The 13,752-nt window shown below is 63.7% G+C and carries 9 protein-coding genes; 4 read left to right on the top strand and 5 right to left on the bottom strand.

Going from position 1 to position 13,752, the window contains the following annotated elements; all coding sequences use genetic code 11:
• Nucleotides 1-824: helix-turn-helix domain-containing protein (locus K1X71_19720; protein ID MBX7075377.1), on the bottom strand; the 824-nt coding region annotated here is incomplete at its 3' end.
• 982 nt (nt 825-1,806) lie between these two features.
• Here K1X71_19720 and K1X71_19715 point away from each other — a divergent pair.
• From K1X71_19715 to tadA, 4 genes are all read left to right on the top strand, one after another.
• Nucleotides 1,807-4,209: an arylsulfatase gene (locus tag K1X71_19715; protein ID MBX7075376.1), complete on the top strand. Its 2,403-nt coding sequence runs from the start codon at nt 1,807-1,809 to the stop codon at nt 4,207-4,209.
• 479 nt (nt 4,210-4,688) lie between these two features.
• The gene (locus K1X71_19710; protein ID MBX7075375.1) at nt 4,689-6,428 is read left to right on the top strand and encodes an arylsulfatase; all 1,740 of its coding nucleotides are present in this window, start codon (nt 4,689-4,691) and stop codon (nt 6,426-6,428) included.
• Between the two features lie 79 nt (nt 6,429-6,507).
• Nucleotides 6,508-8,736, top strand: coding sequence for a TIGR03790 family protein (locus K1X71_19705; protein MBX7075374.1), 2,229 nt, complete (start codon nt 6,508-6,510; stop codon nt 8,734-8,736).
• A 24-nt stretch (nt 8,737-8,760) separates the two neighbouring features.
• Nucleotides 8,761-9,204 carry a tRNA adenosine(34) deaminase TadA gene (tadA, locus tag K1X71_19700; GenBank protein MBX7075373.1) on the top strand — a complete coding sequence of 148 codons (444 nt, stop codon included), beginning with the start codon at nt 8,761-8,763 and terminating at the stop codon, nt 9,202-9,204.
• Nucleotides 9,205-9,226: 22 nt separating this feature from the next.
• Here tadA and K1X71_19695 read toward each other — a convergent pair whose 3' ends face one another.
• The 4 genes from K1X71_19695 to K1X71_19680 all read right to left on the bottom strand — a co-directional run.
• Nucleotides 9,227-10,090, bottom strand: coding sequence for an alpha/beta fold hydrolase (locus K1X71_19695; GenBank protein MBX7075372.1), 864 nt, complete (start codon nt 10,088-10,090; stop codon nt 9,227-9,229).
• A 6-nt stretch (nt 10,091-10,096) separates the two neighbouring features.
• On the bottom strand, nt 10,097-11,554 hold the full coding sequence (locus K1X71_19690) for a PQQ-binding-like beta-propeller repeat protein (protein ID MBX7075371.1): 1,458 nt from the start codon (nt 11,552-11,554) through the stop codon (nt 10,097-10,099).
• A 101-nt stretch (nt 11,555-11,655) separates the two neighbouring features.
• The gene (locus K1X71_19685; protein ID MBX7075370.1) at nt 11,656-11,937 is read right to left on the bottom strand and encodes a hypothetical protein; all 282 of its coding nucleotides are present in this window, start codon (nt 11,935-11,937) and stop codon (nt 11,656-11,658) included.
• A gap of 210 nt (nt 11,938-12,147) precedes the next feature.
• Nucleotides 12,148-13,752 (bottom strand): BamA/TamA family outer membrane protein (locus K1X71_19680; GenBank protein MBX7075369.1); only part of this gene is annotated, 1,605 nt, incomplete at its 5' end.

Raw genomic sequence — 13,752 nt, 5'->3', positions numbered from 1 at the left:
GCGCGACGGCGCTCGTGGATGTCGGAGTCGATGTCGTCTCCCCACAGGTCGGGGCCAAAGCGGTAGCGAGTTGGGCCGGCGCGGCCTTCCGCCTTGAGCTTTTGATGGGCGGCGTACTCCGCCTCGCGGCGCTTTTTGTAGCCTTCGGTGAAGCCCTGCCGGCTACAGAACTCGAGCCAATCCTGCGACAGGGGATTTGGCTTGGGGTTATGCCACTCGAGCAGGTCGTGAATATGGTCGGCGTCGTAGACGAAGTGGGTGCCGTACGTGTCGCGGACGTAGACCGGATTCTTGCTCTTAAGATTCTTGGGCGAAACGACGTGGACCGGCTGAGTCGAGCTGAACAGGTCTTCGTTAGAAGGCAGATTGTTGCGCTCCCAGGGAGTCACATGGTCGTCTGCCCAACGGTCGATCGCGTCGTAGATGCGGCGCACGCGACTCTTGACCCAGCGGCGGGCCTTTTTGTCGGGGACTTTTTCCGCCTCGCCGCAGATCAGATTCACTTTTTCTTGCAGATCCTCGCGGGTGTAGGTCTCTGGCTGACGGCGGCCAAACTGGTGCGGGTAGACGCGCTCCAAGTACCAGGCGCTGGCGCGCCATGATTTTTCGGCGTGCTTTTGGATGTTGTGCAGGTGAAAGAGCATCGGCTGGATGGTGGCGCGATCGAGTTCGGCGGCGAAGGCGGCGTCTTTTTTGGCGGTGCGATAGATGGTGCTGACCGCGCAGCCGACGAACTTGGCCGCCGCCAGGCGACTGAGGCCGGCCGAGACGAGGGTCACGATCTGACGTTTCTTTTCGTCGTCGAGCGCTGGTGGGCGTGGCATGGTGAAACTCGCTGCTGGCCGAGTAATAAACACGCAAAACAGTGAACGCACGTACATTAACAAATGGTTGGCTCAAAAAGCAACAAAAATTTTGGGGAGTGGAGAAGAAAACCGCCGAGACGGGGAGGCGCAGAGGGGGAAGAGTGGTGGCAAGAGAAAGCCCCCTCATCCGGCCTATCGGCCACCTTCTCCCCCTGCTGCGCTTCGCTGCGCGGGGGCGAAGGCCGAAGTCGGCTCGCGCGTAGTTCGGCATGTCCACGCCGAAGCGTGGACATGGCACGCGGCGAGGGAAGAAAAAATGCCCCCCTCACCGCGGTCTGCGGTCGCTGCCGCTGGCGCCTACTGCGCTTCGCTGCGTGGGGGCGAGGCGGAAGAAAAGGCGATGGCGCGCAAAGACGCAGAGGAGAGATGCGAGAGAAAGATCAGGTGAGCAGTGGAGCAGGTGAGGCGGCACGGTGGGTCGTGGAGGGAGCAGCGAATTGATTTGCAACGAAAACACGAAAACAGGGGGGTGGACTCCGATAACCCTTCTCCGACAACGAACGCGAATCGAGATTCTGTTTTTCAAAACGCTTGGTGTGACACGGCTTGCGCCGTGATGCTCGCGCGGGAGGGGGGAGAGGGTTTTCGGAGTTTTCGGAATGGAGTGGCGATTCGTGGCGCGTGGAGGAAGAGAACCGCAGAGACGCGGAGGCGCGGAGAGGAGGACGGGGGAGTGGGGAGGGAGGAAGAAGAAACGCCAAGGCGCCAGGTCGCAATGGGGAGGGCGAAGGAAAGGCCTCGCGCAAAGTCGGAAATACATCCGTGGAACATGAACGACCGAAAGGTGAATTCAGTGGCATAGGGAGGGAAGGCGTGGCGCTGAATCTTTCGCAGTAATTGGCGAAGACGCCAGCACTGCGTCAGAATGTTCATGCTCTGTGTAGGGTAATCTTGGTTGGCAATGGCCAAATTTTTATGGGGCTTGGGGAGGTATCTGGCAATGCAATCGCGACCAACACTTACCGCCGTGGCGGTGATCACTTCCGGCGCTATGCTCGGCTGGCTGGCGGCCACGGACATTTGGCGTACATCATTCGCTCAGCAGCCAGTCACTGATTCAGCGGTGACCAACGGCACGCCGGCGGTGCTGCCGCGGCCCGACTTTCAATTCTCTGGCAAGGTCGGAAAGACCTATAAAGATTCCGATCCGCCGCAGTTCCCGCAGCCGATTCAGGCGCCGAAGGGCGCGCCCAATGTGGTGCTCATCCTGCTCGACGACACCGGGTTTGGGCAGTATTCGACCTTTGGCGGCGGCATCCCTTCGCCGACGCTCGACAGACTGGCTGGCGAAGGCCTACGGTACAACCGCTTTCACACCACCGCGCTATGCAGTCCGACGCGGGCGGCCCTCATCACCGGCCGCAATCATCACTCGGCCGCGACAGGCGTCATCACCGAGGCCGCGACGGGCTACGACGGCTATACCTGCGTTCTGCCGCGAAGCTGCGGCACCATCGGCGAGGTGCTCCGCCAGAACGGATATATGACCGCTTGGATCGGCAAGAACCACAACACCCCGGCGTGGGAAACCAGCGCCGCCGGCCCTTTCGACCGATGGGCGAATGGACTCGGGTTCGACTACTTCTACGGCTTCAACGCCGGCGACATGAACCACTGGAATCCGATCTTATTTGAGAACCGCAATCTCGTCCCCAAGAGCGCGAACCCCAACTATCACCTGACCGAGGACCTAGCGGACAAGGCGATCGATTGGACACGGCGGGTCACCAGCATCGCGCCTTCCAAGCCATTTTTCCTTTACGTGGCGCCGGGCGCCAACCACTCGCCGCACCACGCGCCGCAAGAGTGGATCGACAAGTTCAAGGGAAAATTCGACGCGGGCTGGGACGCCTATCGCAAGGCCACGCTCGACCGACAAATCAAGCTGGGCGTCGTGCCGGCAGGCACCAAGCTCACGGCGCGCAGCGAGGGGTTGCCCGCGTGGAGCTCGCTGAACGACGGCCAGAAGAAGATCTACTCTCATATGATGGAGGTGTTTGCGGGCTACGCGGCCCACGTGGACCACCACATGGGACGGGTGATCGACGAAGTCAAGAAGTTGCCGACCGCGGACAACACGATCTTCATCTACATCGTTGGCGACAACGGGTCTAGCGCCGAAGGTGGGCTGGAGGGGAGCCTCAACGAGAACCTGTTCTTCAACGGTTTTCCGGAGAAGTGGCAGGACAATCTCCAACACATCGACGAGATCGGTGGGCCGAAGTGGTTCAATCACTTCCCCAGCGCCTGGGCGCACGCGATGAACACGCCGTTTCAGTGGACCAAGCAGGTGGCCAGCCATTTTGGCGGCACCCGCAACCCGCTGATTATCTCCTGGCCGGCAAAGATCAAGGACCACGGGGGAGTACGGTCGCAGTTTCTCCATGCGATCGACATCGTGCCCACCCTCTACGAGGCGATCGGCATTACGCCGCCAAAGATGCTCAACGGAATCGAGCAGAAGCCGATTGAAGGCGTGAGTTTTCTAGCGACCTTCACCGACAAAGACGCGCCGGCGACGCGCACGACGCAGTACTTTGAGTTGCTCGTCAACCGCGGCATCTATCACGATGGGTGGATGGCCTCGAGCCGCAGCTTCGTTCCTTGGACGCCGGTGCGCGGCGAGTTCGATCCGTTGACGGCAAAGTGGGAGCTATATCATGTCGACGAGGATTTCTCGCAGGCCGAGAACCTGGCGGACAAGCATCCGGAGACGGTCAAGAAACTGGAATCACTTTTTTGGAAAGAAGCGGAGAAGCACGACGTGCTGCCACTCGATTGGCGGGCCGTCGAGCGATTGAACGCCGAACTTCAAGGCCGGCCCAGCTTGGCCGGCAAGCGCGACAGCTATACGTACTATCCGGGCCAGATCGCGCTGCCAGACGGCGCCGCGCCGCCTGTATTGAACAAGTCTTTCTCGGTGACCGCGCGTATCGACATCCCCGACCAGGGCGCCGAAGGGATGATCTTCACGCATGGCGGGCTGACGGGGGGTTATGGCATTTACCTGCGCGATGGCAAGGCGCACTTTGTTTACAACATGCTGGCCATCGAGCGGTTCACGATCACTTCCGCCCCGCTTCCCAAGGGCAAGGTGGCCCTGGTGATGCAGCTTGCCTATCAGGGCAAGCCGGGCGAACTTGGCAAGCCCGCGACTGTGACTCTCACCGCCAACGGCAAGAAAGTAGGCGAAGGACAATTGCCTCGGACTGTGCCGCTGCAATTCTCGCTCGGCGAAGGGATCGACGTGGGAACCGACACCGGCTCGGCGGTGGACTTCACCTATCAACTACCGTTCACCTTCACCGGCAAGGTGGAGAAGGTCACTGTCGATTTGAAGTGAAATGGAGTTGGTATTCGCAGTTGGCGCGAAGGCGTGAGAAGCTGCTAGAGGTGAGTGGCGCGGGAAGAAGAAAGAAACGCTAAGGCGCAAAGTCGCCGGGTGGCAAAGAAAAGAATGCAAGGAAAATGCCCCCCCTCACCGCGGTCTGCGACCGCTGCCTCTCCCCCTACTTCGCTTCGCTGCGTGGGGGCGAGGCGGGGGAGGGAAGATAACCGCCGAGACGCGGAGGGGGGAGAATAGTGGCAAGAGAAAGCCCCCTCATCCGGCCTATCGGCCACCTTCTCCCCCTGCTGCGCTTCGCTGCGCGGGGGCGAAGGCCGAAGTCGGCTCGCGCGTAGTTCGGCATGTCCACGCCGAAGCGTGGACATGGCACCCAACTCGCGGCGCCGGTGGCAGAGCCAATGGCACGCGGAGGGAGGCACAGGGAGAGATCAGGAGAGCGGTGGGTCAACGCGCGAGCAGAATCGAGATGACGCCGAATGGCATCGCCCCGCGCGCCAGAGGATGGCGAGCCGGCTGGCCAAGACGTACAGTACGGTCAGCATCGCCGCTCGTTCCACAACCAACGAATCGGTCTCGCCGTCATGCGCTACTTGCTCTGCACTCTCATTTGGTTGGCGCTAGTTGGCGCGGCAGCGCAGGCCGCCGACCCGCCGCGGCCCAACATCGTCTTGATCCTCGCCGACGACCTGGGCTACTCTGATCTGGGCTGCTTCGGTTCGGAGATCGCAACGCCCAACCTCGATCGGCTGGCCGACGGCGGCATTCGCCTCACTCAATTTTATAACTGCGCTCGCTGCTGCCCCACACGCGCGGCCGTGCTGACCGGACTTTACCCGCATCAAGCCGGCGTGGGGCACATGCTCCAGGACTGGCGCGAGCCGAGTTACACCTCCGGCATTGGCGAAAACACCGCGACCATTGCCGAACTGTTGCGCGCGGCCGGCTACCGCACCTACCATGTTGGCAAGTGGCATGTCGGCGGCGTCGGCAACGGCCCGCCCGGCCGCAACCATCCCATGCGGCGCGGATTTGATCGCGCGTTCGGCACTGGCGGCGGCGGGGGATATTTTGACCTCACGCCGCTCTACCTCGATAGCGAGGCGGTCGAGCCGCCCGCCGATTTTTACGTCACCGACGCCTTTACCGAGCACGCCGTGGAGTTCATCGGCGAGCACGCGCGCCGCGGCGAGCGGCAGCCCTTCTTCATGCACTTGTGCTACACGGCGCCGCACTTTCCCTTGCATGCCAAGCCCACCGACATCGCCAAGTATCAAGACCGCTACGCGGCCGGCTGGGACGCGCTGCGGGGGGCGCGGCTGGCCAAGCAGCGCGAGCTGGGCATTGTCGATCCGCGCTGGCGGCTGTCGCCGCGCGATCCGGTGGCGCAGGCCTGGGAGGCGGTCCCGCAGCCGGAGCGCGACGAGTGGTCGCGCCGCATGGCCGTGCATGCCGCCATGATCGACTGCATGGATCAAGGGATCGGCCGCGTGCTCGCGGCGCTCGATCGCGCGCAGGTCACCGACAACACGCTGGTCATCTTTCTCAGCGACAACGGCGCCAGCGCCGAGGCGCTGGACACCTGGCCCAATCCTGGTCGCGGGCACCGGCCGGGGAGCGTTGTTGGCGAACGCGGTTCGCATCGCTGTCTCGAAATCGGCTGGGCCAACGCCGCCAATACCCCGTTTCGCGAATGTAAAATGTGGACGCACGAAGGGGGCATCTCCACGCCGTTTGTCGCCCGCTGGCCGGCGGGCATCGCCGCGCGCGGCGCACTGTCGCGCGAGGTGGGGCATGTGATTGACTTGATGCCGTCGCTATTGGAACTGGCCGGCGGCGCCTATCCGCAAGAGTTTCAGGGGCGACGACTCACTCCGCTGGCCGGCATCAGCCTTGTGCCCGCCTTGGCCGGGCAATCGCTGGGCGAGCGGACGCTGGGCTGGGAGCACGAGGGCAACCGCGCGCTGCGCAGTGGCAACTGGAAGGTGGTCGCGCCGTTTCGCGGCGCATGGGAGCTGTACGACCTGGCGGCCGATCGCACCGAAACCAACAATCTGGCCGCCGCGCAGCCGGAGCGCGTCGAACAACTGGCCGAGCAATGGCAGGCGTGGGCCGATCGCGTAGGGGTGATCGATTGGCAAGAGCTTCCGGGCGCCGACTATCATCCCAGTTCGGTATATCGAAAGAAATCGGAGCCCTTCGAGACTTCCAGCAAATAGCAAACTTGTGACACTCGCGCGTCGGCTCTGTTCGCGCCGCGGCAGCGCCGATATCATGCGACTAGAGCAGCAAGAATCCATGCCAGGAGCCAACCAGCGCGTGCGCAACGACTTTCGCATCACGAGCGTTTGGGGCGGCGCTCTGGGCGGCGCGTTTGGCCAGTTACTCGGCGCCATGCTGCTTGCCGCCCTATTGCACAGCTCCGTATTGCTTTGTGGCGCTGCCCGCGCCGGCGGCGGCCCGCACAATGTGTTGTTGATCGTCAATCCGCGCAGTTGGGCCTCGCTGACGATCGCCAACCACTACGCGCAGTTGCGGCAAATTCCGGCCACGCACATTTTGTATCTTGATTGGCCTCATTCCGTGGTCGATGCCGCCAACGTCGAGCTCTTTCGACAAGAATTGCTCACGCCGGTGCTCAAGACGATCGAGTCGCGCGGGCTGGCCGCGCAGATCGACTATGTGGCCTATTCCGCCGATTTTCCGTTTCGCATCGACGCCTCACAAGATATTCAAGGCGAAAAGCTGGGCGTTGGCTTTCAGCCCATCGGCTCGCTGAACAGCCTCACCTACTTGTGGCAACTGGTGCTGTCGAAGAAGGCCAGCCCGATGCAGGTGACCAACAACTTTTACTTCAGCCCCGCGCCGGCGGCGGAAATGGCGCCGTCGCGCGCGTTCCATTTTCAAACCGCCTGGGGGCCCGAGGGAGAAGCGTTGACCACCGGCGGGCAGCATCATTTGCTGTCGATGCTGCTAGCCTTCACCAGCGGGCGCGGGACCAGCGTCAGCGAGGCGATCGATTATCTCAAGCGCAGCGCGCTGGCCGACGCCACGCGTCCCAAGGGGACGATTTACTTTTGCCGCACGGGCGACGTACGAACCAAGACGCGCGAGCCGCAATTCGCGGTCGCCATCGACGAACTAAAGAAGCTCGGCATCGCGGCCGAGATTGTCGATGCGACGTTGCCGATGCACAAGGATGATGTGCAAGGTCTGGTCGCGGGCACGGCGGTCTTTGACTGGCCCGCCTCGCGCAGCACCATTCAACCCGGCGCCTTCTGCGACAACCTCACCAGCACGGGGGGCCTGTTGCACGACGCCGGCAATCAAACCGCGATGACCGAGTTTCTGCAGGCGGGCGCCGCGGGCGTCAGCGGCACAGTGGTAGAACCGCTGGCCCTGCCGCAGAAGTTTCCGCTAGCGCAGGCGCAGGTGCATTACGCGCGCGGCTGCTCGCTGGCCGAGTCGATCTATCAATCGGTGCAGGGGCCGTTTCAACTGTTGGTCATTGGCGACCCTTTGTGCCAGCCGTGGGCGCGCGGCCCGATTGTCACCGTCACTGGCGTTGAGCCGGCGCAGACTCTTTCCGGCAAGGTCGCCATCACTGCCACCGCTACCACCGCCGATGGCCAACCACCCGCCAGCTTTCTGCTGCTGACTGATGGTCGGCAAGCGGCCAGCGCCGCCGCTGGCAGCCCCCTGGAGCTCGACACCACCCGACTCGTCGATGGCTTCCACGAGCTAACCGTGGTGGCGATCGGCTCCGACAAGATCGAATCGCAAGGACGCCGCGCGATTGGGGTGCGCGTCGACAACCATCAGCGTCAAGTCACCCTCACGACCGCCGAGCCGAAATCGGCCTACGGACGCACGCTCAAGCTGGAGTTGAAGGCCAGCGAGGGCGCGACGCAGATCGGCATCTTTCAGGCCAGCCGCGTAGTCGGCCGCCTGTCGGCCGCGCAAGGCACGCTGGAGCTAGACAACCGCCTGCTCGGCCTGGGTCCCGCGCGCTTGCAAGCGGTGGCGCTCGACGCGCAATCGAAACCGCTGGCGATCAGCGAACCGTTGCAGATTGAGATTGAACCACCCGCCGCGCTGCCGCCCACCGCGCCCCCGCAAGGCAAGTCGCTCTATCCGGGCCTGGAACTCACTCTGGCCAGCGGGAGACGCGTGCCGGTCAAAGAAACCGCCGCGTCCGATTGGCTGACGCGGGCAGGCGTCGGCAAGAACGAAAAGTACACGCTGCGCGGCTTCACCGAGGTCGCCAAGCAAGACGTCTATCAATTTGCCATCGCCTACTTTGGCGACCTGACGATCAGCGTCGACGGCAAGGCGATCTATCAAGGCGCCACGGCCAATCAATCGCATTTGCCGTGGCACTATGTCCCGGTGTCGCTGGCCAAGGGGACGCACGCGGTGGAGATCAGCGGCAAGACTACCGATTTTCCGCGACTTGAAGCCCGCTTTGGCGGCCCAGGCGCGTGGCAGATCGGCGATCGCCAGTTTCGACATGCCGGCGATAAGTGAGGCAGAAGCTTGCACGATCATTTCATGCAACTGGCGTACGCCGAAGCGCGACAGGCGCTAGCAGAAGACGAGGCGCCGGTTGGCGCCGTGATCGTCCACGGCGGGCGGGTCATCGCCGCGGCGCATAATCAGCGCGAGCAACTGGCCGACCCAACCGCGCATGCCGAGATGGTGGCCATCACCCAGGCGGCTGGCGAACTGGGCGATTGGCGATTGGAAGACTGCGCGCTGTATGTCACGCTCGAACCGTGCCCGATGTGCGCGGGGGCAATTTTGCAAGCCCGCATTCCGCTGGTGGTGTACGGCGCGCCCGACCCCAAGGCGGGCGCCGTCCACACGATGTACCAGTTGCTCAGCGATCCGCGGCTCAATCACCGCTGCGAGATCGTCTCGGGCGTGCTGCACGATCAGTGTTCGTCGATTCTGACCGAGTTCTTCCGCGCGCAGCGCCGGCTGGGAAAGAAATAGAGGCGGCGGCGATCCTTAACCGCTACTGTTTGCGCAACCAACGATCGATGCGCGCCGCCAGTTCGTCGCGGGCGCTGGCGTAAAAGTGATCGGCCCCGGCGATCACCCCCACTTCGATCGGCAATGCCTGAGCGGCGGCTAGCTGCTCCATCGCCTGCGGCAACTCGCGAAACGCCACGTTCTGTTGAATCTCCTGCCCGCCAAACACCGCCAACAGGGGCGCGCGAATCCGCGGCAAGAGCGCCAGCACGTTGTAGGTCTCGTCGCGATGATACTTGTCGAGATACGCCCGCGCGCTCACCAGGTAAGGCAGCGGAAACTCGATCTGCATCAGTTCTTCGCCCCGCCCGGCGGCGACCAGCGTTTTGGCCAAGGCGTAGGTCTCGGCGAAAACGGCGCCTTTAGCCGATTGCAAGAACCGCGCGTGCGACAGCCAAGGGGGGGACACCGCAGCGACCGCGCGCACGGCGTCGTGCGGCTCCTCCGACATGGCATAGCAGGCCTTGAGCGCCCCCAGACTGTGCCCCGCGAGCAGCAACCGGGAGAAGCCTTGTTCGATCAGGAACGCGATCCACGCCGCCAGATCGTGCCGGCAATCGGACAACACCTCATACGCAGCCCCCTGTCGCACACCACCGCTCATCGTGGCCGAGGTGCTGATGCCGTCGTGCCCGCGCGTGTTGATTCGCAGCACGGCAATGCCGCGCCCGACCAGGCGCGACTCGATCGCGTCCATCAGGGTCGAGCCGTAAAAATTGCTGCCTGTGCCATGCACCAATAGCGCGGCGTCGACCAGGCCGCCGTCGGCCGGCGCGTCGGACCGGCGCAGCGATCCATCGAGGCGCAGGCCGTCGCCCGTCGTCACACGAACCAGTTCCAGCGGCATTGTCAGTTACTCCTTGGCGCTGGGCTGCGGCGCTTCCAGCGCGTACAACTCGCCGCGCGTGGCGAGATACAACGTGCGCCCCACCGCGATCGGCGTGCCGTAGATGGCGTCGGGCAGGCGATTCTCCGCCAGCACCTTTAGCTCCCGGCCCGGCGCGGCGACCAGCACATCGCCATCCTCATCTCCCAAGTACAACTTGCCATCGGCCAACAAGGGCGATCCCCAAACTTGCGAGAGCATGTCGTGCTGCCAAAGCTCTTTGCCGGTGGCGGCGTCGATGGCGTGCAAAAAGCCATCCAGCTCCGCGGCGTAGACCACGCCAGCTTGCACCGCGACGGTCGAAATCGACCGTCCAAAGGCCTTGTCTCCCAGTCGCCACAACACGCGATTTTCGCTCGTCGTCTGCGGCGATGGATCGATCGCTAGTAGGTTGCCGGGGCCGCCGCCATGTTCCGGGTCTTGTCCGGTGGCGACGAACACGCGCCCCTCGGCATAGACCGGCGTGGCGACCAGGTAACACTTGTCACCGCCGCCGCCCGGCCGCCACTTTGCCCCGGGCGGATTGCAATCCTGCTTCCAGAGCAGCGCGCCGCTGTCTGGCGCCAGCGCGTACAAGAAGCCATCGCCGCCGGGCGCCAGCAACTGGCGCTTGCCATCGGCCAGCGCGTCGGTCAGCGCCACGCTCCCCCATTGCCCTTCCATCAAGGGCGCCATCTCCACGCCCTGCGGTTTAGCCTGCCCAAAACCTTGTTGCCACACGAGCCGGCCGCTGGCGCTGTCCAAGCAGACAAAGCTGGGGGCGGACGCGTTGGCGATCTGGCCGCTGTTTGGATCGACGCCATTGGACGTGACCACATACAGCCGCCCATTTTCGACCAGCGGGTTCGACGCCGCCATAAAGCGCGGCACGACGCCCAACTGCGCCATCAGGTCGTATCGCCATACGATGTCGGCGGCGTGCTGGTCGGCGCCTGCCTCCGTTTGCTCGGGGCCGTCGTTCTCGCCGTCGTGAAAACCATCCAGGTCGGCGCACACGACCTGTCCGCGGTTGGTCAGGTAGTAAACTCGCTGACCCGCGATGGCGGGGCTGGAACAGATTCCTTGCAGCGGCCAATCCTGGGCCTGACCGGCCGCGAGTTTTTCATAGGTGTCTTGCCACAAAAACGCTCCGCTATCGGCGGCAAAGCACATCACCACCCCGCGATCGCCCGTCGCGGCCGGGTCGCGCGGCGCGTCGTTGTTGGTGCCTAGCACGATCTTGCCGTCGGCCAGCGCGGGATTGCCGTAGCAAACACTCCCCACCTTGGCCGACCATTTGAGATGGGTCTTATTGTCGATGTCCCACTCGACTGGCAGATCGCGCGCCGCGCGCTGCACCATATTGCGATTGGGACTGCCCCCCCACATCGGCCAATCGGCGAGCGCGGCGCTCGTCAGCGCGACGGAGTATATGCAAGCGAGCATCACTAACCAACGCATCAGCGGGGCGCCTCGGAGGCCTGTGTCATCAGGCCACCTTTGTACCAAGGCGCGTGATCCGCGTCAGGCGGCGCCAAGAATCGCCGCTACCAGACGTAGCCGCGCCGCATGTCGCGCATGTAGTCGTTGAACCACTGCTGTCGGTGAGGTTCGTGGCGCGGTCGCGCGCCGAAGGAGCCATACATGTAGACCGGCACGCTGTTGGTGGCCCGCGGATCATTGATCGGCCAGGGCACGCGCCGCAGGCCAGCGGCGTAATCCGACGCATACTGGCTGTACTGCCGATACCGGGGCGCGGCGGCGTGCTCCACCCCATAGGCGGCGGGCGCCGAAACCAACAACGCCAATAAGATCAGCCCGGTTCGCATCGCTCGTGCCGCGCGGCAAGAATGGCCCATCGCGCCCGCCAGACGTTTCGGCAGGCTCCTGTTCTAGCATCGGCTCATCGAGCGGCGCCGCTCAAACCGAGCGTCGGCGAAGCCGGCTGCCCAAGTTGCCGCGATTAACCCACTTGCGCACGTGGCACGGTCGAACTGCCGGCCGATCGTGGGCCGCAAACGCCGCCTGCGCATATTCTGCTAGCGCGCCACGCCGACGTTGAAGCTGAACACCTGCGATTGGTCGGTTGGCGCCTGATTGACCGGCACCGCGAAGTCGAGCGCGATCGGCGCCGGACCCATCGCCGGAATGGCGATTCGCAGACCGAGACCAGGGGCCACGCGGAAATTGCTGGCATTCAGTTCAATGCCCTGTTCCACGGTACCAAAATCGCAGAACGCCACGACTCGCAACGCGTCGGTGGCGGTGATCGGCATCATGTACTCGACCGTGTTCACCCACATGAATCGACCGCCCACCTGCACGCCATTGTCCATTGGCGATGCGCCGCGATAGCGGAAACCGCGCAACGTGCCGAAACCGCCCGCAAAGAAGTTCTCAAAGATCGGCGTGTCCGAACCGGTGAAACCCAGATTGGTCACAAAGGCCAAGGTGTGCTTGCCGGTGCCATCGGCCCGCTGGCGCAACAGGAAGTATTGGCTCCCTTCGAACTCGGCGCGCGGGAACTCAAAGTCGCCAAACGCCTGCTCAAACGCGAACATCAGCCGGTGCCCTTGCGACGCCAGAAAAGGACTGTCGCGCGTGTCGTGCGTGATCGACGGCCGCACGGTGTACAAGCCGTTGTTGCCGAGCACTTCCTGCAACTGCTGTGGAGTGGGAATGGTCGGATTCGAGACATTCACGTTCTCGGCGCGCAGCGCCACCGAGGCAGTCAAGTCGGGCGCGAACTGATAGCCAAAGCTCACTCGGCCACCCAGCCGCTCTTCCATCCAGTCGATGTACCGGCGATTGAAGAAATAGCCGCTCAGTCCCAGGCTGATCGGCGTGTCGAATAAATACGGCTCCGTGAAGCTGGCCATATAGCGCTGCACGAGCGAACCCGGCATCGCCTCGACCCGAAAATGCTGTCCGGCCCCGCGCCAGGCGGTGGCGTTGCGAATGTCGGCCCAACTGCGCGGCCAGCGGCGCCAGTCAAAGTTCTGCTCGTCGAGCGTGATATTGCCCACTAGACCGGCATTGGAGTTCACGCCGGCGCCGAGCATCAGCTTGCCCGTTTGCCCTTCGTCGACGTAGACATCGAGCGGAATGGTGCGCGTGGGCTCTTCCAGCCACTGTCGCTCGTTGGTCTGTGGCACAAGCTGGCCGAAGTTGTCGTACCCCTGTCCCGGCGGCGGCGGCAGGACCCCCGGCGCCACTTGCGGTTGCGGCACGCCAGGACCAGCCAAGCCAGGACCCACTTGCGGACCAGGCGGCAGGTACTGCGGCGCCGGCACGGTGGGCGTGGCCGGCGTGAATGGCGCCTGTGTGAATGGTGTGCCGCTCTGCGCCAACGACCCGTTGTAGCGTGGGTTCATCGCCGGCAAATTGTTGTTCTCGTAGTTCGGCCCCATTTGCGGCCGCGAAGGCAAGGGATTGCCGGGCGTCAACGCTCCGGCTGCCATCGGCGCCGGCTGCGGATAACCCGGTTGCGCTTGTGGTTGAGCGAAGGCCGTGGCGGGGGGTGGCTGATATCCAGCGGCAGGCGGCGGCGCGTAGGCATTGGGACCTGGCACATAGCGCGGCGGTTGCGCGTTCACGTCAAACGACGGCATCGTTTGCATGCCCATGTCTTGAAATCGCACCCG

Source organism: Pirellulales bacterium (genome assembly GCA_019694455.1).
In the GTDB taxonomy this organism is placed as follows: domain Bacteria; phylum Planctomycetota; class Planctomycetia; order Pirellulales; family JAEUIK01; genus JAIBBY01.
This window is presented reverse-complemented; position numbering and strand designations above follow the sequence as displayed.

Bases quoted from the DNA above. Each gene is read 5' to 3' on its own strand.
- K1X71_19715 (MBX7075376.1), top strand. From the start codon at position 1,807: ATGCAATCGCGACCAACACTTACCGCCGTGGCGGTGATCACTTCCGGC.
- K1X71_19710 (MBX7075375.1), top strand. From the start codon at position 4,689: ATGGCATCGCCCCGCGCGCCAGAGGATGGCGAGCCGGCTGGCCAAGAC.
- K1X71_19705 (MBX7075374.1), top strand. From the start codon at position 6,508: ATGCCAGGAGCCAACCAGCGCGTGCGCAACGACTTTCGCATCACGAGC.
- tadA (MBX7075373.1), top strand. From the start codon at position 8,761: ATGCAACTGGCGTACGCCGAAGCGCGACAGGCGCTAGCAGAAGACGAG.
- K1X71_19695 (MBX7075372.1), bottom strand. From the start codon at position 10,090: ATGCCGCTGGAACTGGTTCGTGTGACGACGGGCGACGGCCTGCGCCTC.
- K1X71_19690 (MBX7075371.1), bottom strand. From the start codon at position 11,554: ATGCTCGCTTGCATATACTCCGTCGCGCTGACGAGCGCCGCGCTCGCC.
- K1X71_19685 (MBX7075370.1), bottom strand. From the start codon at position 11,937: ATGCGAACCGGGCTGATCTTATTGGCGTTGTTGGTTTCGGCGCCCGCC.